20 protein-coding genes and 2 riboswitches are annotated in these 21464 nt (G+C 40.4%); all 20 genes read left to right on the top strand.

Features of this window, described 5'->3' with window-relative positions; translation table 11 throughout:
• Positions 1-165 precede the first annotated feature (165 nt).
• Positions 166-2553, top strand: coding sequence for a 3-hydroxyacyl-CoA dehydrogenase/enoyl-CoA hydratase family protein (locus QNH20_RS22025; RefSeq protein ID WP_283920074.1), 2388 nt, complete (start codon positions 166-168; stop codon positions 2551-2553).
• A gap of 72 nt (positions 2554-2625) precedes the next feature.
• Positions 2626-3801: an acetyl-CoA C-acetyltransferase gene (locus tag QNH20_RS22020; RefSeq protein ID WP_283920073.1), complete on the top strand. Its 1176-nt coding sequence runs from the start codon at positions 2626-2628 to the stop codon at positions 3799-3801.
• A gap of 25 nt (positions 3802-3826) precedes the next feature.
• Positions 3827-5611: an acyl-CoA dehydrogenase FadE gene (locus tag QNH20_RS22015; protein ID WP_283920072.1), complete on the top strand. Its 1785-nt coding sequence runs from the start codon at positions 3827-3829 to the stop codon at positions 5609-5611.
• 202 nt (positions 5612-5813) lie between these two features.
• Positions 5814-6170, top strand: a complete 357-nt coding sequence (locus tag QNH20_RS22010; protein WP_283920071.1) for an arsenate reductase family protein — start codon at positions 5814-5816, stop codon at positions 6168-6170.
• A 79-nt stretch (positions 6171-6249) separates the two neighbouring features.
• Positions 6250-6633 carry a glycine cleavage system protein GcvH gene (gene gcvH / locus QNH20_RS22005; protein ID WP_283920070.1) on the top strand — a complete coding sequence of 128 codons (384 nt, stop codon included), beginning with the start codon at positions 6250-6252 and terminating at the stop codon, positions 6631-6633.
• Between the two features lie 422 nt (positions 6634-7055).
• Positions 7056-7412: a toprim domain-containing protein gene (locus tag QNH20_RS22000; protein ID WP_283920069.1), complete on the top strand. Its 357-nt coding sequence runs from the start codon at positions 7056-7058 to the stop codon at positions 7410-7412.
• Between the two features lie 7 nt (positions 7413-7419).
• On the top strand, positions 7420-7722 hold the full coding sequence (locus QNH20_RS21995; RefSeq protein ID WP_283920068.1) for a thioredoxin family protein: 303 nt from the start codon (positions 7420-7422) through the stop codon (positions 7720-7722).
• A 547-nt stretch (positions 7723-8269) separates the two neighbouring features.
• Positions 8270-9532 carry an MFS transporter gene (locus QNH20_RS21990; RefSeq protein WP_283920067.1) on the top strand — a complete coding sequence of 421 codons (1263 nt, stop codon included), beginning with the start codon at positions 8270-8272 and terminating at the stop codon, positions 9530-9532.
• A gap of 132 nt (positions 9533-9664) precedes the next feature.
• Positions 9665-10015, top strand: a complete 351-nt coding sequence (locus QNH20_RS21985) for an SCP2 sterol-binding domain-containing protein (protein WP_283920066.1) — start codon at positions 9665-9667, stop codon at positions 10013-10015.
• Positions 10016-10100: 85 nt separating this feature from the next.
• A riboswitch (SAM riboswitch) is annotated at positions 10101-10203 on the top strand.
• 64 nt (positions 10204-10267) lie between these two features.
• On the top strand, positions 10268-11584 hold the full coding sequence (locus QNH20_RS21980) for an O-acetylhomoserine aminocarboxypropyltransferase/cysteine synthase family protein (RefSeq protein WP_283920065.1): 1317 nt from the start codon (positions 10268-10270) through the stop codon (positions 11582-11584).
• 132 nt (positions 11585-11716) lie between these two features.
• Positions 11717-11825: riboswitch (SAM riboswitch) on the top strand.
• A gap of 136 nt (positions 11826-11961) precedes the next feature.
• Complete coding sequence (locus QNH20_RS21975; protein ID WP_283920064.1) at positions 11962-12987, top strand: methionine ABC transporter ATP-binding protein; 1026 nt, start codon at positions 11962-11964, stop codon at positions 12985-12987.
• Positions 12980-13648, top strand: coding sequence for a methionine ABC transporter permease (locus QNH20_RS21970; RefSeq protein ID WP_283920063.1), 669 nt, complete (start codon positions 12980-12982; stop codon positions 13646-13648). The genes QNH20_RS21975 and QNH20_RS21970 overlap by 8 nt, the downstream gene beginning before the upstream one ends.
• A 14-nt stretch (positions 13649-13662) precedes the next feature.
• Positions 13663-14502 (top strand): MetQ/NlpA family ABC transporter substrate-binding protein, encoded by an 840-nt coding sequence (locus QNH20_RS21965; RefSeq protein ID WP_283920062.1) that lies wholly within the window; start codon positions 13663-13665, stop codon positions 14500-14502.
• A 476-nt stretch (positions 14503-14978) separates the two neighbouring features.
• A complete protein-coding gene (locus QNH20_RS21960; protein WP_283920061.1) occupies positions 14979-15113 on the top strand; it encodes a hypothetical protein in 135 nt (44 codons plus the stop codon).
• Positions 15114-15115: 2 nt separating this feature from the next.
• On the top strand, positions 15116-15901 hold the full coding sequence (sufC, locus tag QNH20_RS21955) for a Fe-S cluster assembly ATPase SufC (protein ID WP_283920060.1): 786 nt from the start codon (positions 15116-15118) through the stop codon (positions 15899-15901).
• A gap of 21 nt (positions 15902-15922) precedes the next feature.
• Positions 15923-17233, top strand: a complete 1311-nt coding sequence (gene sufD / locus QNH20_RS21950; protein ID WP_283920059.1) for a Fe-S cluster assembly protein SufD — start codon at positions 15923-15925, stop codon at positions 17231-17233.
• Positions 17233-18462 carry a cysteine desulfurase gene (locus tag QNH20_RS21945; RefSeq protein ID WP_283920058.1) on the top strand — a complete coding sequence of 410 codons (1230 nt, stop codon included), beginning with the start codon at positions 17233-17235 and terminating at the stop codon, positions 18460-18462. The genes sufD and QNH20_RS21945 overlap by 1 nt, the downstream gene beginning before the upstream one ends.
• Positions 18452-18889, top strand: coding sequence for a Fe-S cluster assembly sulfur transfer protein SufU (gene sufU / locus QNH20_RS21940; RefSeq protein ID WP_283920057.1), 438 nt, complete (start codon positions 18452-18454; stop codon positions 18887-18889). Before QNH20_RS21945 ends, sufU begins: the two co-directional genes overlap by 11 nt.
• A gap of 51 nt (positions 18890-18940) precedes the next feature.
• Positions 18941-20338: a Fe-S cluster assembly protein SufB gene (gene sufB / locus QNH20_RS21935; protein ID WP_283920056.1), complete on the top strand. Its 1398-nt coding sequence runs from the start codon at positions 18941-18943 to the stop codon at positions 20336-20338.
• 254 nt (positions 20339-20592) lie between these two features.
• Positions 20593-21438: a DUF72 domain-containing protein gene (locus tag QNH20_RS21930; RefSeq protein WP_283920055.1), complete on the top strand. Its 846-nt coding sequence runs from the start codon at positions 20593-20595 to the stop codon at positions 21436-21438.
• Positions 21439-21464 lie beyond the last annotated feature (26 nt).

The following is a 21464-nucleotide window of genomic DNA, read 5'->3' as shown; positions in this document are numbered from 1 at the left end:
ATTTTACCAAAAATAAAAGTTCAAAAAAATTTCAATTTTCCGCGTTTATAGATTGCACAAATTTTCGAAATATTTTATAGTAAATAGTAGCAGAACTCATTCAAAAATAAATTTTTTTGACAAAAAAATGAATGAGTGTTCATTCAAAGTTTGAAGGGGGAGACAATGTTGAACCAAGTGATAAAAAGAGCAGCTGTCCTAGGATCTGGAGTTATGGGCTCAGGAATTGCTGCCCACCTAGCAAATATCGGCATTCCGACACTATTGTTGGATATTGTGCCACGAGAGTTAACGAAAGAAGAAGAAGCAAAGGGATTGTCATTAGCTGACAAACAAGTACGTAATCGTATCAGTGCAACAAGCATTCAGAAATTATTGAAGCAAAAGCCGGCTCCACTGACAGCTAAAAAGAACCTTGATCTCATTGAAGCAGGGAATCTGGAAGACGATTTAGTGAAACTAAAAGATGTTGACTGGGTAATCGAAGTAGTTGTGGAAAACCTAGGCGTTAAGAAGCAGGTTTTTGAACAGGTTGACCAATACCGTAAGCCAGGTAGTATTATCAGCTCTAACACTTCTGGAATTTCCGTAGAAGCGATGGTGGAGAACCGCTCCGATGATTTCAAAAAGCATTTCCTTGGAACACATTTCTTTAACCCGCCGCGCTACCTTAAATTATTAGAAGTAATTCCGACCCAATACACTGAACCGGAAGTTCTCTCCTTCTTGAAAACCTTTGGTGAGGATGTGTTAGGAAAAGGCGTTGTTGTCGCTAAGGATACACCAAACTTTATTGCAAATCGGATTGGTACGTATGGCCTCCTTGTCACTGTTCAAGAGATGCTAAAAGCAGGCTTAAGTGTTGGCGAAGTCGATTCCATCACAGGACCATTAATTGGCCGGGCAAAAAGTGCCACCTTCCGTACCCTTGATGTGGTTGGATTGGATACGTTCTATCATGTTGCTGGTAACGTGTACGAACAAGTGAGCGGGAAAGAGAAAGAAGTGTTTGAAGTCCCTGCCTTTTTAAAAGCGATGATTGAAAAAGGCTGGCTTGGAAGTAAGTCCGGACAAGGGTTCTTCTTGAAAAAAGGAAAAGAAATTCTTGAACTGGATCCCAATACATTAGAATATGGACCTCGAAAAAAACTGTCTACACCTGCAGTCGAATTAGCTAAGCAGGAAAAAGGCACAGCGAATAAATTGAAAGCGCTTGTCTATGCGAATGATCGAGCCGGACAATTTTTATGGAATACCTTCACTGCATCTTTTGTCTATTCTGCACAGCTATTAGGTGAAATTGCTGACGATATCGTTGCGATTGACCGCGCAATGAAATGGGGCTTTGGCTGGGAAATGGGTCCATTTGAAGCATGGGATGCCATTGGTGTTGAAAAATCTGTTCAAAAGATGAAAGAATCCGGTGTGGAAGTTCCTGCATGGGTTACTGAAATGTTGGAAAAAGGAAATTCTTCTTTCTATTTAGAAGAAAATGGCGAGCTGTTCTTTTATCATAATGGCCAATATAGACTAGTGGAATACAATCCAAAGGCGATTGACCTTAAAAAAATCAAGAAACAAAAAGGTGTAATTAAAAAGAACAGCGGCGCAAGTTTAATTGATCTTGGCGACGGTGTTGCACTCCTAGAATTCCATTCACCTAACAACGCGATTGGCCTCGATATCGTCCAGTTGATTAATTTTGCTGTTGATGAAGTAGAGAAAAATTATAAGGGTCTTGTCATCGGTAACCAAGGAAAGAACTTCTGTGTTGGTGCAAACCTTGCGATGATGTTAATGGAAGTACAAGATGACAATATTTATGAGCTTGATATGATTGTTCGCCACCTGCATAGCGCCTTGTTGAAAGTGAAATACAGCTCTAAGCCTGTTGTCGCTGCACCATTTGGGATGACACTTGGCGGAGGTGCAGAGGTTTGCCTTCCTGCAGCACATATTCAAGCGTCAGCTGAAACATATATGGGGCTTGTTGAAGTGGGGGTCGGACTGCTGCCGGGCGGAGGAGGTAACAAAGAGCTTTACATGAAGCACTTAGAAAACCTTCCAAACGGTGTTCCATTTGACTTGCAAAATGTTGCCAACAAAGTGTTTGAAACGATTGCGATGGCGAAGGTCTCTACATCCGCGGAAGAAGCACGGGAAAATAATTTCTTAGATTCATCTGATGGAATTAGCATCAATAGCGACCATCTGATTTATGAAGCGAAACAAGCCGTACTTAGCCTATATGAACAAGGCTATATGCCAAAAGTGCGCAGAAAGGTTCCGGTAGTTGGTGAAACTGGGTATGCGACGTTGCTGCTTGGTGCAGAAGCAATGCGTTTATCTGGCTATATTTCTGAGCATGACTTGAAAATTGCCAAGAAAATTGCCTATGTGATTGCCGGCGGTAAAGTGCCATTTGGAACGGAAGTAGATGAGCAATATTTATTAGATCTAGAAAGAGAGGCTTTCTTAAGCCTGATTGCAGAGCCAAAATCACAGCAGCGCATGCAGCATATGCTTGTGAAGGGAAAACCGTTAAGAAACTGATATAGGGCTCAATAATTTGGGCCCATTTCGTAAAAATAGATAGATAATTTGAAAGAAAGCGAGGGAACTTGCATGAGAGAAGCGGTAATCGTTGCCGGAGCTCGCACCCCGGTTGGTAAGGCAAAGAAAGGAACGCTTGCCCATGTTCGCCCCGATGACTTGGGAGCGTTGGTTGTAAAAGAAACATTAAAGCGTGCTGGAAATTATGAAGGAAATATTGATGATTTAATTATGGGCTGTGCGATGCCGGAAGCAGAACAAGGAAATAACGTGGCACGAAACATCGGAGCGTTAGCAGGACTTCCATATACAGTCCCTGCTATCACCATAAATCGTTTCTGTTCGTCAGGCTTACAGGCCATCGCCTATGCTGCGCAAGGAATCATGCTTGGACACACAGATACAGCGATTGCGGGCGGAACGGAATCGATGAGCATGATCCCAATGATGGGCCATGTTGTTCGTCCGAATATCAAACTAGCCGAAACGGCACCGCAATATTATATGGGAATGGGTCATACTGCAGAGCAGGTAGCGCAAAAGTATGGCATAGCCCGAGAAGATCAGGATGCCTTTGCGGTCAGAAGTCATCAGCGTGCCGCCAAAGCGATTGCAGAGGGGAAATTTGTTGATGAAATTGTCCCAGTAGATGTGACGATTCGTACGGTTGGAAATGACAATAAACTAGTTGAAAAAACAATCCAATTTTCACAAGACGAAGGAGTTCGTCCAGATACAAACCTTGAAGCACTTGCGAAGCTTCGTCCTGCCTTCTCGGTAACAGGTTCGGTGACAGCAGGAAATGCCTCGCAAACAAGTGACGGGGCCGCCGCTGTGATGGTGATGGACCGTGAAAAGGCAGAATCACTTGGCTTAACACCATTAGCAAAATTCCGATCGTTTGCTGTCGGCGGCGTACCGCCTGAAATTATGGGAGTCGGCCCGGTTGTTGCTATTCCAAAAGCCGTTAAACTGGCTGGCTTAGAGCTTTCCGATATTAATTTGTTCGAATTGAATGAAGCGTTTGCTTCTCAGTCACTCCAAGTTGTCCGTGAACTTGGATTAAATGAAGAAATCGTCAACGTAAATGGTGGTGCGATTGCTCTCGGTCACCCACTTGGCTGTACCGGAGCAAAATTAACACTCTCACTCATTCATGAATTGAAGCGCAGAAATGAGCAATTTGGTGTCGTAACGATGTGTATTGGCGGAGGAATGGGTGCTGCCGGCGTATTCGAATTGCTTTAACAAAATAGATTAGGAGGAAAGTATAATGACAAACGAAACAAAAAAATATATTAAAGGCGGAAGCTTTTTAATCGAAGATATTTCTTGTCAAGATATGTTAACACCGGAAGATTTTACAGAAGAGCATTTAATGATTGCTAGGACAGCTGAAGACTTCGTTGAAAAAGATGTTCTTCCACAGGTTGAATATTTAGAAAAACATGAATTCGATCGTACTGTAAAGCTGCTCAAAAAAGCAGGTGAACTTGGTCTTTTAGCAGCTGACGTACCTGAAGAATATGAAGGCTTAGGATTAGATAAAATCACGTCTTCACTTCTAACTGAAAAAATGTCAAAGGCCGGAGGTTTCTCACTTTCTCACGGAGCTCACGTTGGGATTGGATCTTTGCCAATCGTTTTATTTGGTAATGAGGAGCAAAAGAAAAAGTATTTACCTGCTCTTGCCTCAGGTGAAAAGCTTGCTGCTTACGCATTAACAGAGCCAGGATCAGGTTCCGATGCCCTAGGCGCAAGAACAACAGCTAAATTAAACGCTGAAGGTACTCATTATATTCTAAACGGTGAAAAGCAGTGGATCACAAACGCCGGTTTTGCGGACGTCTTTGTTGTCTATGCAAAAGTTGATGGCGAGCACTTCACCGCCTTCATCGTGGACAGAGAGTTCCCAGGCGTTTCCACTGGCGCTGAAGAGAAGAAAATGGGGATTAAGAGCTCATCGACACGTACACTTATTTTAGAGGATGTTCCTGTCCCTGTAGAAAATTTATTAGGTGAATTTGGGCGCGGTCACGTTATTGCATTTAACATCTTAAACATTGGACGTTACAAATTAGCAGTCGGAGCTGTCGGCGGTTCTAAATCCGCTTTTGAAATGACCGTTAAATATGCAAATGGCCGTCAGCAATTTAAAACACCTATTTCTCAATTCAATTTAACAAAAGAAAAATTCGGCACAATAGCATCTAAGATTTATGCTGCAGAAAGCTCTGTGTATCGTACGGTTGGATTGTATGAAGATAACCAAGGCCAGCTTTCAACTGAAGATGCCAAGGATATTAAAAAGGTGGCTAATTCGATTGCTGAATATGCGATCGAGTGCTCGGTTAATAAATTCTTTGCCAGCGAAGTGTTAGATTATGTGGTTGACGAAGGCGTGCAAATTCATGGCGGATATGGCTTTATGCAGGAGTATCCAATTGAAAGAGCCTATCGTGATTCCCGTATTAACCGAATCTTTGAAGGAACGAATGAAATCAATCGTCTATTGGTGCCAGGCACCTTCTTAAAGAAAGCATTCAAAGGTGAGCTGCCGCTGTTCCAAAAAGCGATGGCGCTTCAAGAAGAATTAATGATGTTAATGCCGGAAGAACCTGGCGAAGAGCCGCTTGCTCAAGAAAAATATCTAGTGAAAAATGCGAAGAAGATTGGTTTATTGGCAGCAGGATTAGCAGCACAAAAATATGGCAAGGCTCTTGAAAAAGAGCAGGAAATCCTCGCAAATATCGCGGATATCGCATCTATCGTCTATGCAATGGAATCGGTTGTCTTACGTACAGAAAAGGCAATTGCAAAAGAAGGCGTAGAAAAGAGCAACCAAAAGCTCCTATATACGCAAATCTTCTGCCAAGAAGCATTCAACAAAATTGAAGCAGATGCAAAAGAAACTTTAGTAGCTGTTGAACAAGGCGATACACTTCGAATGATGTTGTCTTCTCTTCGTAAATTTACACGCCATACCCCACTCAACGTAATAGCGAAAAAACGTGAAGCAGCAAATGTATTAATTGAAGCTGAACGCTATATTGTTTAATTAATCAGGGCTTCCTTCCAGTGTGAAGGGAGCTATTTTTTTTGAAAAATAATTATTATACTAAGGAAGGACTTTTACGAAATTAGTCGAATTTTTCCTATGGAGAACTTTTTAGGCCTCTTGTTAGGATTTTGAAAAACGTTATGGTAATATTCTATTGACGCGGTCACATCATTTTTTTAGTAAATAGGTGGTGAAACGAATGTCTTTGACTTTTTACTGGTATCCAAAATGCGGCACATGTCGAAATGCAAAGAAATGGTTGGATGCCCATCAGCTTTCTTATGAAGAAGTACATATTGTTGAACAGCCCCCAACGCGCGAAGAGTTGCAGGCGTTTTATCAGAAAAGCGGCTTGGAATTAAAGAAATTTTTTAATACGAGCGGGTTAAAATATCGGGAATTAGGGATCAAGGATAAAATGAAATCTGCTACCGATGATGAACTGCTTGATTTGCTAACATCTGACGGGATGCTGATCAAAAGGCCGATTTTAACGGATGGTGAACGTGTCACTGTGGGCTTTAAAGAAGAAGAGTATGAGAAAATGTGGCTTTAAGCCTACTCTTCACAATTTACTAACGGAAATCGATATATTTCGATGATAGATTAAAAAAACTATGGAGGGATTAGAGCTAATGAGCACACCAAAAGAATTTCGTTATTCAGAAGAACATGAATGGGTAAAGGTTGAAGGGGAAAGAGTACGCGTTGGGATTACAGACTTTGCACAGCATGAATTAGGGGATATCGTTTTCGTTGAGCTTCCAGAAGTCGGAGATGAAGTAACTGCTGACGAACCATTTGGCAGTGTTGAATCTGTTAAAACTGTTTCTGAGCTTTACGCACCAGTCAGCGGTAAGGTTGTGGAAGTAAACGAAGATTTAAGTGACAGTCCCGAATTCGTAAATGAATCACCATATGAAAAGGCATGGATGATTGTGATCGAACTATCTGATAGCAGTGAATTAGATAACCTTATGACTGCTGAACAATACGATGAAATGACGAAGGAAGAATAATTATTGATTTGGAAAGCACCTTGTGAAGGTGCTTTTTCTCTTAAATTCCCACTTTTCCTTCTACTAAAATTGGGGAAACTATAATAAAATGTAAGGGAAAACAGCTGTATCCTATGAGCGTAACTCTATTTTTATAATGACAATAATGCTATAGTTAACATACAAAACTAATAGGGAGTTCCATGCCATCAATTATTATGGAAAGTAAATTCAGAGAACAATCCGTAGTACCTAATAAAGGTGGTGTGAGCAGAGCTAAACTTAACTTCATTTCATTTATTGTCTAAATGTCATCATCAAAACTTTTTTATACTATATCGCTTCTGCGGCGCTCCGCCCCTTTTCCTTTAAGAAGAGGGCACACGTAATCAATATTTTAGAATATGTTAACATAAACAACTTCTATTACAGGTGATGTGGATATGAATGATTCGTATGTTGACAAAGTTCTTATTGTCGAAGGAAAATCAGATAAAAATAAGGTAAAAAGTATTGTAAAGGAACCGGTTGAAATCATTTGTACAAATGGAACCATTAGTCACACCAAATTGGATGAATTGATTGATTTTCTTGAAAACAAGGATGTCTATATTCTTGTTGATTCTGATGCTGCCGGTGAGAAGCTTCGCAAACGGTTTAAACGGGAGTTTCCACAGGCTGAACATTTATATATTGATCGGATGTATCGCGAGGTTGCAACTGCACCAGTGCACCATTTGGCAACTGTTCTCCTAGGGGCGAATATCGATGTTCATACTGAGTTTTTAGAAATGGGATAATGTGATTATGAACGAATGGAATCGAGATGATCTGGCTGCTTTCCTCGATCATGATGAAAGCGGGCTGTTATATTTTTATACACCACTATGCGGCACTTGTCATCTTGCATCAAGGATGCTGCAAATCGTGGAGGAACTTGTAGATGTCAAAATGGGAAAAATGAACTTGAATTATTATCCGGATTTTGCAAAGGATTTAGCAATTGAAAGCGTACCATGCCTATTATTTGTTCAAAACGGCACTGTGAAAGAAACCATTTACGCTTTCCATTCCGTACCATATTTGCTTGAAAAGATAAACAACAACTAACCTAAGCAGATGCAGATTGCATCTGCTTTTTAAATGGGAAAATTTGTTCTATTTGGGGAGGAATTATGGCTGGGAAAATGGAAAATATTTTTTTCAGTTACAAAAGGAAATTAATTGTGCCCGGCTTAGGAAAAAAAGGGTCGCTGCGGTCACAAAAAATTAATTGTTCCCAAGGCAGGAAAAAGGAGTTCATCATTACTCATAATAGGAACCTTTTGTCTTTCCAATATATCTCATGTTCTGCTTCAAAATCCTCCTAATTGTTTTTACCGACTTCACCACCTTTCACCCAAAGACATTCGGGCGTTTAGGCGTCTACTTCAACTGGTTCAGAACGAGATTTAAAATTCATATTCCACTTCCTTCCAATTAAATTTTATAAAAAAATATCCCCTAATCGGAAATGAGTATTTGAATACTTTTCAACATTTTGCCTATTCGATTATGCTGGAAATACGCAAGAAATCAGAAACTTCACTATTTACAAAAACTTCTATTATGCATTATGATACTTAGGGATACGAAATAACCAAAGGGGCGGAACCAAATGGCCTTTTATTATAACTGGGCTGCACAATTTAAAACGTATAATCGGAACATCAAGTTAAGCTTTATGGCAAATATTTTCACGCAAATAGGCCTTGGCATTTTCATGGTGATTTACAATTTTTATATCCGTAAACTCGGATACACAGAGGCGGTTAATGGCCAGGTCATTGCGATGACCTCGCTTGCCACAGCAATTATCCTTGTACCGGCAGGACTCATTAGTGACCGCTATGGGCGAAAAAGAGTATTTTTTTATGGCATCTTAATTTCTGGAGCAATCTTGCTGTTGAGGAGTATTTTTTCCACACAAGGGGTGCTAATCTCACTTGCCTTTACCAGCGGTTTGACAATGGCTTTCTTGCAGGTATCAGGTATTCCATGGCTCGCCGAAAATTCAACCGAGGAACAGAGGGTGAACCTGTTCAGTCTTCATTTTGCCTTTATGACCGCTGCAAATGTTATCGGTAACCTGTTGGGCGGAATGTTAACAGACATTTTTTCTTTCTTTGCAAGCGATATAAATAGCATCCGTATCACCTTGATCATCGGGGCAGTTATTTATCTAATAGGAATCATTCCCACAACAAAATTCAATGAACTTCCTAAAACAAGACCAACAGAAAAGAAAAAATTTAACCCTTCAATAGCTTGGAAAAATGACGGAATAAAGTTAATTGTATTATTTGCGATTGCACAGCTATTGATTGGCTTTGGAGCAGGTCTTGTTATTCCATATTTAAATCTGTATTTTGCAGACCGCTTTAGCGCTTCAACAACATCAATCGGTTTAATTATCTCACTTGGGCAAGCAGCAACGGCCTTAGCGATGTTTATTGGTCCACTCGTAGTTAAAAAAGTCGGTGATGTGAAGGCGGTTGTTTATTTACAGCTTGCATCACTCCCTTTCCTCTTATTAACCGCTTATACAAAACATTTATGGCTGGCGGCACTTGGTTTTCTTTTTCGCCAAGCATTAATGAACGCAGGTAACCCAATCCAAATGTCATTAATGATGTCGAAAGTAAACGGCTCGATGAAGGGACTAGCGAATTCCATTAACCAAATGGTATTTAATTTAGGATGGGCATTCATGGGGCCGGTTTCCACAGGTATTGTTGTAAAATACGGCTCGTATTGGGGCTATGCCTATGTGTTCACGATTACCGCCATATTATATCTATTCGGTTCCATTTATTTCTTCCTAGTATTTAAAGGGTTCACTGGTAATAAAGAAACGTCAGCATCTGCTAAAATATCATAAAGATACGACATATTTCTCAGGAAATTGCCGAAACAATGTCAAAGCATAGAGAAATGTCGAGTGATAATAAAAGGAATCCGTATCCTCTTGCTGAATTAGTAATGTAAAAGTGAGTAGACCGGAGTGATGTAAATGATCGAAGCGGTAAAAACATTTCTAGTAAAAATCAAAGATCAGGGGCATGTCCTTCCATTAATTCATCGGGCCGATATACAGGTAAACCTTCATTGTGACCAGCAAACCATTCAGTTAATTATAAAAAATGGCGGAATCTTTCTCTTGCAAAATCCTGAAGAACAGCAGGTGAAATATGAAATTAGCGGGTCCCCAGCCGCAATGAAACAGCTGCTTGAAGGGACGGAAAGGCTGCGGTTTCTTGAACAGCAAGGGCAGCTGAAGGCTTCAACACCATTACGAACTACTCTTTTACTAGAATCGATTTTCTTTTTAACAAAAGCACAGAACAGCCAGTTCACAAAATAATTTAATCAAAGGTATTGACTCGGAATTAAACTTCATGTAATCTATTATTTAAATATTCTATTAATAAAAACAACTTAATAAAGCATTCTTATCAAGAGTGGTGGAGGGACTGGCCCTTTGAAGCCCGGCAACCGGTTTGTAACACGGTGCTAAATCCAGCAGAGCTTAAAAGCTCTGGGAGATGAGAAGAGAGAGCCCCCTCTTCTTATGAAGTGGGGGTTAATTCATTTATCAACGGAGGAGGAAGTGAGAATGGCAGAAAATCAAAAGAAGTATCGTTTTGAAACCTTAAGTGTTCATGGTGGTTTGGCTCCGGATCCGGTGACAGGTGCCCGTGCTGTTCCGATTTATCAAAACAACGCCTATCAATTTAAAAATACCGAACATGCGGCAAACCTTTTCAGTTTAGCGGAACCTGGCTACATATATACCCGGATTCACAATCCAACCACCACTGTTTTTGAAGAAAGGGTGGCATTATTAGAAGGCGGCGTTGGCGCCCTTGCTGTTGCCAGCGGCATGGCAGCGATTACGCTCGCGATTTTAAACCTTGCCCAAGCGGGGGATGAAATTGTCGCTGCATCGAACCTTTATGGTGGAACCTACAATTTATTCGCAGTTACACTTCCGAAATACGGAATCAACGTAAAATTTGTTGATGCCGATGATCCAGAGAATTTCCGCACTGCGATTACGGAAAAAACAAAAGCAGTTTTTGCTGAAACGATTGGTAATCCAAGCTTGCGTGTACTAGATATTGAAAAAACAGCAGAAATCGCTCATGAGGCCGGAGTTCCATTGATTATTGACAATACCTTTGCGACGCCGTATCTTTGCCGGCCAATCGAGTATGGTGCCGACATTGTCGTACACTCGGCGACAAAATGGCTTTTAGGAAATGGGACAACAACAGGCGGCATTATTGTTGACGGTGGTAAGTTTGATTGGAATTCACCGAAATTCCCTGGCTTCACGACTCCTGATGCTAGCTATCATGATCTTGTTTATGCAGAAGCACTCGGTGCTGCGGCTTACATCATTAAAGCCCGCGTGCAATTATTGCGTGACCTTGGCCCTGCCCTTAGTCCGCAAAATGCCTTCCAGTTTACGCTTGGACTTGAAACCCTTCATGTCCGAATGAAGGAGCATGTGGCCAATACAAAGAAAATAGTCGATTATTTACTAAATCACCCTGCGGTTGACTGGGTTTCCTATCCTGGGCATCCTTCACACCCAGACCATGAATTAGCGAAAAAGTATCTGCCAAAAGGTACAGGATCGATGGTGATATTTGGTATTAAAGGCGGCAAAGCAGCAGGGGCTAAACTGATTGATTCGTTATCACTATGGGCACATGTTGCCAATGTTGGCGATGCAAAAAGCTTAATCATTCACCCGGCAAGTACGACACATCAGCAATTAGATGCGGAAGGACTTAAGGCGGCAGGTGTTCCAGAGGATTTAATCCGACTTTCCATCGGAATCGAAAATGTAGAAGATTTAATCGAGGATCTCGAATCAGCGATTGAGGAAGCAACAGGCTTAGCTTCGTTAAAGGCAAATGCCTAAAAATTACCTAGTTGTATTTTTTTGAAAATGAAGAAATTTCCGTTGACACCCCTTTTCATCCATGATACGATAGCTTTCGTAATTAAATTACGTAAATCATTTAATTTGTTAATTGAATATAGAAGCTGTTAGCTCTTATCAAGAGAGGTGGAGGGATGTGCCCGATGAAGCCCGGCAACCGTCAATTTTATTGAAATGGTGCCAATTCACACAAAGCATTATTTGCTTTGGGAGATGGGAGAAAGGTTTAGTTCATGATGCCTTTCTGCCTGTGCAGAGAGGCTTTTTATTTTTCTAAATAATAGAATCTTTTCGCTAAAACAGTTAAACCCTATATTCAAGTAACTGTTAATCAGGATAAGAAGAAGGTGATTCAAGTGATTTCAATTAAAAATGTCCGCAAGATCTATCCTTCTAAGCAAGGTGAGCTAAAGGCAGTCGATCAGGTGAACCTTGAGATTCAAGAAGGAGAAATTTTCGGAGTGATTGGTTATAGTGGTGCCGGAAAAAGTACCTTAATACGCATGTTAAATGGACTAGAACTTCCAACTGATGGAAGTGTCACGGTTGCTGGCCGGGTTATTTCAAAGATAAAGGGTGTCGAACTTCGAAAGGCCCGACAGGAAATCAGCATGATTTTCCAGCATTTTAATTTGCTGTGGTCTAGAACAGTAAGTGAAAATATTGCTTTTCCACTAGAAATTGCAGGTGTCAAAGGGCCGCAAAGAAAAGAACGGGTGGCAGAGCTTATTAAGCTGGTTGGTCTGGAGGGCCGAGAAAATGCTTATCCTTCTCAGCTTAGCGGCGGGCAAAAGCAACGGGTTGGGATTGCCAGAGCGCTTGCGAATAACCCTAAAGTGCTGCTTTGTGATGAAGCGACTTCAGCCCTTGATCCACAAACGACCGATTCGATTTTAGAATTGTTAGTGGATATCAATAAACGTCTCGGTTTAACGATTGTCTTGATTACACATGAAATGCATGTCATTCGTAAAATCTGTCACCGGGTGGCTGTGATGGAAAGCGGCAGAGTGGTTGAACTTGGTTCCGTGCTCGATGTCTTTAAAAATCCACAGCAACCGATCACTAAACGATTTGTGCAACAGGTATCAGAGCCTGAGGAAACGAAAGAAACAGCAGATCATATGCTTGAAAACTATCGTTCAGGTCGAATTGTCCAATTAACGTTTATTGGTGAATCTGCTGAGCAGCCGCTGATTACGAATTTAATCCGCCAATATAATGTCATCGTTAACATCCTGCAGGGGAAAATTTCGCAAACTCAAAAGGGTTCATACGGAACGCTTTTCATTCATATCGATGGTGACGAAGAAGAAGTTGAGAAGGCAGTCGATTTTATTCGTTCACAGCAGGTAGGAGTGGAGGTGGTTGCAAATGATTAATCAATATTTTCCCAATGTTGATTGGCTCATTATGTGGGAAGAAACAAAGAATACCCTATATATGACGGGTATATCAGTTCTTGCTACATTTATTTTAGGCACAATACTTGGATTAATATTATTTCTAACTACAAAAGGGAATATGTGGGAAAACAAACCGGTTAATACGGTTATTAGTGCGATTGTTAATATCTTTCGCTCAATACCCTTTATTATCTTAATTGTGTTATTAATTCCGTTTACAACGTTTTTGGTAGGAACGATGATTGGAGAAAATGCTGCAATGCCAGCACTAATTATTGGTGCTGCTCCGTTTTACGCAAGGATGGTTGAAATTGGTCTCAGAGAAATTGATAAAGGGGTTATTGAAGCTGCTAAGTCAATGGGAGCAACAACTGGAACCATCATTTGGAAGGTATTACTGCCGGAATCAATGCCGGCACTTATTTCAGGGATTACCGTCACAGCGATTGCTCTTGTTGGGTATACGGCAATGGCTGGAGCGATTGGTGCCGGCGGTTTAGGAAGTCTTGCTTACAACTATGGATTTCAACGAAACCAAAATGATGTAACATTTGTCGCTACGGTTATCATTTTAATTATAGTATTTGTGATTCAATTTATTGGAGATTTCATCACATCAAAATTAGATAAACGATAAAAGGAGAGGTCAGCATGAAGAAATTATTAAGTTTACTTTTAGCATTATCCATCGTATTTGTTGTAGCTGCCTGTGGAAAAACGGAGGAAAAATCTAGCGGTACAAGTGAAAAAGGCGAAACAACAAAATTAGTTATTGGAGCTTCTACCGTTCCTCACGCAGAAATTCTTGAGAAAGCAAAACCAATTTTAAAAGAAAAAGGCATTGATCTTGAAATTGAAACTTTTACAGACTATGTATTGCCAAATAAGGCCTTAAAGACAAAAGAATTAGATGCGAACTTTTTCCAGCACATTCCATACCTAGAGGGTCAAAATAAAGAGTTTGGCTATGGTTTTGTCAATGCTGGCGGCATCCACATCGAGCCAATCGGTATTTATTCAAAAAAATACAAAAAGCTTAGTGATCTACCAGAAGGCGCACACATAATCATGAGTAATTCTGTCGCTGACCATGGCCGTCTGCTTTCATTACTTGAAAAAGAAGGCTTAATCAAGTTAAAAGACGGAATCGATAAAACAAAAGCTGAGTTAAAAGATGTAGTAGAAAATCCGAAGAAGCTTAAATTTGATGCAAACTATGAGGCCAAATTATTACCACAGATTTTTAACAATGGCGAAGGTGATGCCGTATTAATCAATTCAAACTATGCGATTGATGGCGGCCTTAACCCTGTGAAGGATTCTATTGCTATTGAAGATAAAGAATCACCGTATGTGAACATCATTGCCGTTCGTAAAGGTGATGAAAACAAAGAAGCGATCAAAACACTTGTAGAAGTCCTACATTCAAAAGAAATACAAGACTTTATTCTTGAAAAATACAAAGGTGCCGTTGTTCCGGTTTCTGAGTAACATATAAATAGGAAGGAAGACATAAGTCAGTGATTGATTCACTGGCTTTTCCTATTTCTACTGGGGCTAGTCACTTCATACATGATCCTGCTAATTGGGTAAAAATAGAAGGGATTTAACACTTTGAATCAGTTGGAAATGTCCAAAAAATGAGGTATGATTTAAAACGGGTGTATATTACATAGTTTTTTATTTTCTCGTATTAACGGGCAGAAGCCCCACAATTCAAGAATTTGATAGAATCATGGTAAAGGTAAGCAATTAATCGTATAGCCCGATTAGTGCAACTTACTATCATTGGGGAATGAACACCCATAAATGGAAATTTTGATTTTTTAGAATTTTCTTTACAAAACCATTTGCATTCTCATTTAGAGTCTACTTAATGAAAATAGTAACTCTGTTTTTACAGTTTAAGTGTTGCTAATACATTTCATTTGTTATAAGATTGGAATGAGAATAAAATGAGAATAGAAATGCAGACCAAAGCGGTCTATAAAGAAAACTCGCCGATTGGCAAGCCATTAGGCGATGTCAGAGGCGTAGTTGCACTTATGCCGATAGTGATTTTCTATCGGCCAAGATACAAAACTTTCTTTTCGGAGGTATAAATATGGCTGGATCAACTTTAACGATCAAAGATTTACATGTAGAAATTGATGGGAAAGAAATTTTAAAAGGTGTAAACCTTGAAATAAAGGGTGGAGAAATCCACGCAATCATGGGTCCAAACGGTACTGGTAAATCCACATTGTCATCGGCAATCATGGGCCACCCAAAATATGAAGTAACTAGCGGAAACATTACATTAGACGGACAAAACGTCCTTGAAATGGAAGTAGATGAGCGTGCACGCGCAGGTCTATTCTTAGCGATGCAATATCCAAGTGAGATTAACGGCGTAACAAATGCTGATTTTTTACGTTCAGCAATCAATAGCCGCCGAGGAGAAGGAAACGAGATTTCTCTCATGAAATTTATCCGTCAAATGGATAAGCAAATGGAATTCCTTGAAATGGACCTTGATATGGCACAGCGCTATTTAAATGAAGGTTTCTCCGGTGGAGAGAAAAAGCGTAATGAAATCTTGCAATTAATGATGCTGCAACCAAAAATTGCAATTTTGGATGAAATCGACTCCGGATTAGACATTGATGCCTTAAAGGTTGTTTCTAAGGGAATCAATGAAATGCGCGGCGAAGAGTTTGGCTGCTTAGTGATCACACACTATCAACGTCTTTTAAACTATATCACTCCTGACTATGTGCACGTAATGATGCAAGGCCGTATTGTGAAATCAGGCGGTCCGGAACTGGCACAACGCTTAGAAGCAGAAGGATATGACTGGATCAAGCAAGAGCTCGGAATTGAAGATGAAACAGTTGGGCAAGAAGCGTAAGAGAGTGTTAGGAGGATTACAATGACAACAGAAACAAAATTACCATTTGATAATGGGTTTGTTAGTTCTTTTTCAAAAGAAATGAGCGAGCCTGCATGGTTTGAAGAGTTTCGTCTAAAGGCATTAAATGATTTTGATCAACTGCCAATGCCTAGACCTGATAAAACGAAAATCGATAAATGGAATTTCACTCAATTCAATCAACATACTGTAAAAAGCGATGTATATGCATCACTTGCTGAACTTCCGGAAGAAGTAAAGTCATTAGTTGATGTGGATGCGGAAATGAAGAATTTATATATTCAACGAAACCAAACTCCTGCTTTTTTATCGTTATCAGAAGACTTGAAAAGCAAAGGTGTTATTTTTACTGATATTTTCACCGCTGCAAGGGAACATGGAGATCTATTGAAAAAGTATTATATGACGCAGGCCATTAACGTTGATGAACATCGCTTAACTGCACTTCATACGGCACTTGTAAATGGTGGAGTTTTCTTATACGTTCCAAAAAATGTGGAAATTACTGAACCAATTCAAGCTGTTTATGTACACGATAATGCCGAAGCTAATCTGTTTAACCATGTCATTGTTGTAGCAGATGATAATAGCTCAGTAACATATGTAGAAAACTATATTTCTACAATGGAAACCTCAAATGCTTTAGTCAACATCTTGACTGAAGTGATTGCGAATGTAAATGCAAAGGTTCAATATGGTGCTGTTGATACCTTGGCTAGAGGAATTACCACTTATGTAAATCGCCGCGGTGTTGCCGGAAGAGATTCCCGCATTGAATGGGCTCTTGGTCTAATGAACGAGGGAAATACAATTTCTGAAAACACTACGAATTTACTTGGTGATGGTTCCTTTGGCGATACAAAAACAGTTGTCGTCGGACGAGGGGAGCAAACACAAAACTTTACCACGAAGGTTGTTCATTTTGGAAAGCATACAGTAGGAAATATTTTAAATCATGGTGTTGTGAAGGATAGTGCAACATCGATCTTTAACGGTATTGGCAAAATAGAACATGGAGCATCTAAATCTGATGCAGAACAAACCTCACGTGTTCTTATGCTAAGTGAAAAAGCACGTGGAGACGCAAATCCAATTTTGCTAATTGATGAAGATGATGTTGTGGCTGGCCATGCAGCATCTGTAGGACGCGTTGACCCTGTACAATTATATTACCTCATGAGTCGCGGGATACCTAAATCAGAAGCAGAGCGCTTAGTTATTCATGGTTTCCTTGCACCAGTTGTTACACAGCTTCCAATTGAAGGAGTAAAGAAACAGCTAACTGAAGTGATTGAAAGGAAAGTACGCTAATGAATATCGTGGATATTCGCAAACAGTTTCCAATATTAGATCAAGAGGTTAACGGCAAGCCATTGGTATACTTGGATAGTTCGGCAACATCACAAAAGCCCCTCCAAGTAATCGAGGCTGTTGAAAAATATTATCGTGAAATCAATTCCAATGTCCATCGCGGTGTGCATACACTAGGAACAAGAGCAACTGATGCATATGAAGGGGCAAGGGAAAAGGTTCGTAAGTTTATTAACGCGAAATCGACTCAGGAAGTTATCTTTACTAGAGGGACAACGACTGCAATCAATACGGTTGCAGCAAGCTATGCTGCCGCAAATGTAAAAGAAGGCGATGAAATTGTTATTACCTATATGGAGCACCATAGTAATATAATTCCGTGGCAGCAGGTAGCGAGACGGACAGGTGCCCAGTTAAAGTATATTCCACTGCAAGAGGATGGCACCATTTCACTTGATGATGTTCGTGCCACTATTACTCCAAACACAAAAATTGTGTCTGTTATGCAAGTGTCAAATGTTCTTGGCGTCATTAATCCTGTAAAAGAAATTGCTCAAATTGCCCACAAAAATGGCGCAGTCATGGTTGTCGATGGTGCTCAAAGTGCACCGCATATGAAAATTGATGTCCAAGACTTAGATTGTGATTTTTTTGCCTTTTCTGGACATAAAATGTGCGGTCCGACCGGTATTGGAGTTCTTTATGGAAAGAAACAGCTGCTTGAAAACATGGAGCCAATCGAATTTGGCGGTGAAATGATTGATTTCGTCCATTTGTACGAATCAACATGGAAGGAGCTGCCTTGGAAATTTGAAGGCGGGACGCCTATTATTGCCGGTGCTATTGGTCTTGGGGCCGCCATCGACTTTTTAAATGAAGTCGGCTTAGACAATATTGCTGAGCATGAACATAAACTTGCTGCCTATGCTTTAGAAAAAATGTCAGCTGTTGAAGGAATGGCCATTTATGGACTGCTTGATGCATCCAAGCGTGCAGGACTCGTCACTTTTAATATTAGTGATGTACATCCACATGATGTTGCAACGGTTTTGGATGCAGAAGGTATAGCTGTCCGCGCCGGACACCATTGTGCCCAGCCGCTGATGAGATGGCTTAAAGCTTCAGCAACTGCACGTGCAAGCTTCTATTTGTACAATACGGAAGAAGATATTGATAAACTTGTTGAAGGACTTGTCAAAACAAAGGAGTATTTCAGCGATGTCTTCTAATTTAGATGCACTTTACCGAAGAGTAATTATGGACCATTATAAAAACCCTCGTAATCGCGGGGTTTTAGAAGATGGCAGCCATACCATTAATATGAATAACCCTACCTGCGGAGACCGAATTCAATTGACTTTTAAAGTCGAAGATGGAATCGTCACGGATGCCCGGTTTGAGGGTGAAGGCTGTTCCATTTCAATGTCATCAGCGTCGATGATGACACAGGCGATTAAAGGGAAAAAAGTCGAAGATGCTTTGCAATTATCACAAATTTTTTCTGATATGATGTTAGGAAAAGAGCCAGACGATTCTATTGATTTAGGTGATATTGAAGCACTTCAAGGTGTTTCCAAGTTTCCAGCTCGCATCAAATGCGCTACATTAGCATGGAAGGCGATGGAAAAAGGGTTAAATGAAGAGGAACAAGAATAGGACGTTGGGGCGACGTATAGCCCTTTCGTTTAAGAATGGAGGAATACGACGATGGCGAAAAAAATGCCTGAGATCGGTGATTATAAATATGGTTTTGCCGATAAAGACGTTTCCATATTCCGGTCAAAACGTGGTTTGACACGTGAGATTGTTGAAGAGATTTCAAAAATGAAGGATGAACCACAATGGATGCTCGATTTCCGCTTAAAATCACTCGAGCATTTTTATAATATGCCAATGCCTCAATGGGGCGGCGATTTGAATTCATTAAACTTTGATGAAATCACATATTATGTAAAACCGTCTGAAAAATCTGAGAAGTCATGGGACGAAGTACCGGAAGAAATTAAAGCAACTTTTGATAAGCTAGGAATTCCTGAGGCAGAGCAAAAGTACCTTGCCGGTGTTTCAGCGCAATATGAATCAGAGGTTGTTTACCATAATATGAAGGAAGACCTTGAAGAGTTGGGGATTGTCTTTAAAGATACGGATTCCGCTTTAAGAGAAAATGAAGATATTTTCCGTGAGCACTGGGCAAAGGTTATTCCACCAACTGACAATAAATTTGCGGCTCTAAACTCAGCTGTTTGGTCTGGTGGGTCATTTATTTATGTTCCACCAGGTATAAAAGTGGATACGCCGTTACAAGCGTATTTCCGGATTAACTCTGAGAACATGGGGCAATTTGAACGGACTCTTATCATCGTTGACGAGGGTGCACACGTCCATTACGTTGAAGGCTGTACGGCACCGGTTTATACAACCAACTCCTTGCATAGTGCCGTTGTTGAGATCGTTATTAAAAAGAATGCCTACTGCCGTTATACAACAATTCAAAACTGGGCAAACAACGTTTATAACCTTGTAACAAAGCGTGCAGTCTGTGAAGAAAACGCAACTATGGAATGGATTGACGGTAATATCGGTTCCAAATTAACAATGAAATATCCTGCGGTTATTTTAAAAGGTGAAGGCGCTCGCGGTATGACGTTATCGATTGCGATTGCCGGTAAAGGCCAGCACCAGGATGCCGGAGCAAAAATGATTCACTTAGCTCCAAATACATCTTCCACCATCGTGTCGAAATCGATTTCTAAGCATGGCGGTAAAGTAACCTATCGCGGTATTGTTCAATTTGGCCGTAAAGCCGATGGTGCTCGTGCCAATATCGAATGTGATACGCTGATTATGGATAATCAATCAACATCGGATACAATTCCATACAACGAAATTTTAAATGACAATATCTCGCTTGAGCACGAAGCGAAGGTATCTAAAGTATCTGAAGAGCAGCTCTTCTACCTAATGAGCCGCGGTATTTCAGAACAAGAAGCAACAGAAATGATTGTTATGGGCTTTATCGAGCCGTTTACTAAAGAATTACCAATGGAGTATGCCGTTGAAATGAACCGCTTGATCAAGTTCGAAATGGAAGGGTCTATCGGTTAATATTTTTGAAAAAATTTACCCGCTTGCTGTGTATGCAGGCGGGTTTTTATGTTGGAAACTAGGTTAGGTTCTGTTAACTGTCGGGTAAGGATGAATAACTGACGGTTGAGGGACGTTATCTGTCGCCAATCAGCGGATAAGCGCTGCCAATTGGCATTAGAGCATCACCAACATGAAAAAATTACGCTTTTCGAAGAATCTCCCATACGATGCAAAACTGGTTATGCTATTATTAATAAATGGAGGTGAGTTTCTTGATCTACATTGGTGTAACAGGCTGGGGCGACCATGATAGCTTATATCCGAATCAAACACCATCACGGGATAAGCTTAAGGTTTATGCAGGTCATTTTCCGATTGTAGAAGTCGATTCGGCTTTTTATTCGATTCAACCAAAGCGAAATGCTGAAAAGTGGGTCAATGAAACGTCAGATAGCTTCCAGTTTATCGTAAAAGCCTACCAAGGAATGACCGGCCATCAGCGTGGAGAAATTCCTTTTGAAACTAAACAAGAGATGTTCAAGGCCTTTAAAGAGTCATTAGAACCATACATACAACACAATAAATTAGCCATGGTCCTGTTTCAATTCCCGCCATGGTTTACTTGTAGACGGGAAAATGTAGATTATTTAAGATGGTGTAAACATGAAATGGACGACATACCATGCGCTTTAGAGTTTAGACATCAATCATGGTTTGCACCTCCATATCTGCAAAAAACGCTCGATTTTATGAAGACAGAAAAATGGATTCATAGTATTTGTGATGAACCACAATCCGGGGAAGGGTCAATTCCGACAGTACTTGAAGTAACTGATCCACTAAATGTCCTTGTCAGATTTCATGGCCGCAATGTTCATGGGTGGCAAAAGCGAAACGCAGAAAACTGGCGCGAGGTTCGTTACCTTTATCGCTATAATCAACAAGAGCTGCAGGAATGGGCACACAGCGTCGAAAGGTTAGCTAAGCAATGTGATAACCTTTTTCTCCTGTTTAACAACAACTCCGGCGGAGATGCGGCGGACAATGCAAAAGAAATGATGAGTCTTTTACAAATAGAATATGAAGCACTCGCCCCAAGGCAACTGGATTTATTTTGAAATCGGTCTTGATCGAGACGCCTCAA

It is taken from the genome of Neobacillus sp. WH10 (genome assembly GCF_030123405.1).
Lineage (GTDB): Bacteria > Bacillota > Bacilli > Bacillales > Cytobacillaceae > Neobacillus.
This window is presented reverse-complemented; position numbering and strand designations above follow the sequence as displayed.

Excerpts from the sequence above, each read along its gene's own strand:
- QNH20_RS22025 (WP_283920074.1), top strand. The coding sequence starts at position 166 with ATGTTGAACCAAGTGATAAAAAGAGCAGCTGTCCTAGGATCTGGAGTT.
- QNH20_RS22020 (WP_283920073.1), top strand. The coding sequence starts at position 2,626 with ATGAGAGAAGCGGTAATCGTTGCCGGAGCTCGCACCCCGGTTGGTAAG.
- QNH20_RS22015 (WP_283920072.1), top strand. The coding sequence starts at position 3,827 with ATGACAAACGAAACAAAAAAATATATTAAAGGCGGAAGCTTTTTAATC.
- QNH20_RS22010 (WP_283920071.1), top strand. The coding sequence starts at position 5,814 with ATGTCTTTGACTTTTTACTGGTATCCAAAATGCGGCACATGTCGAAAT.
- gcvH (WP_283920070.1), top strand. The coding sequence starts at position 6,250 with ATGAGCACACCAAAAGAATTTCGTTATTCAGAAGAACATGAATGGGTA.
- QNH20_RS22000 (WP_283920069.1), top strand. The coding sequence starts at position 7,056 with ATGAATGATTCGTATGTTGACAAAGTTCTTATTGTCGAAGGAAAATCA.
- QNH20_RS21995 (WP_283920068.1), top strand. The coding sequence starts at position 7,420 with ATGAACGAATGGAATCGAGATGATCTGGCTGCTTTCCTCGATCATGAT.
- QNH20_RS21990 (WP_283920067.1), top strand. The coding sequence starts at position 8,270 with ATGGCCTTTTATTATAACTGGGCTGCACAATTTAAAACGTATAATCGG.
- QNH20_RS21985 (WP_283920066.1), top strand. The coding sequence starts at position 9,665 with ATGATCGAAGCGGTAAAAACATTTCTAGTAAAAATCAAAGATCAGGGG.
- QNH20_RS21980 (WP_283920065.1), top strand. The coding sequence starts at position 10,268 with ATGGCAGAAAATCAAAAGAAGTATCGTTTTGAAACCTTAAGTGTTCAT.
- QNH20_RS21970 (WP_283920063.1), top strand. The coding sequence starts at position 12,980 with ATGATTAATCAATATTTTCCCAATGTTGATTGGCTCATTATGTGGGAA.
- QNH20_RS21965 (WP_283920062.1), top strand. The coding sequence starts at position 13,663 with ATGAAGAAATTATTAAGTTTACTTTTAGCATTATCCATCGTATTTGTT.
- QNH20_RS21960 (WP_283920061.1), top strand. The coding sequence starts at position 14,979 with ATGCAGACCAAAGCGGTCTATAAAGAAAACTCGCCGATTGGCAAGCCA.
- sufC (WP_283920060.1), top strand. The coding sequence starts at position 15,116 with ATGGCTGGATCAACTTTAACGATCAAAGATTTACATGTAGAAATTGAT.
- sufD (WP_283920059.1), top strand. The coding sequence starts at position 15,923 with ATGACAACAGAAACAAAATTACCATTTGATAATGGGTTTGTTAGTTCT.
- QNH20_RS21945 (WP_283920058.1), top strand. The coding sequence starts at position 17,233 with ATGAATATCGTGGATATTCGCAAACAGTTTCCAATATTAGATCAAGAG.
- sufU (WP_283920057.1), top strand. The coding sequence starts at position 18,452 with ATGTCTTCTAATTTAGATGCACTTTACCGAAGAGTAATTATGGACCAT.
- sufB (WP_283920056.1), top strand. The coding sequence starts at position 18,941 with ATGGCGAAAAAAATGCCTGAGATCGGTGATTATAAATATGGTTTTGCC.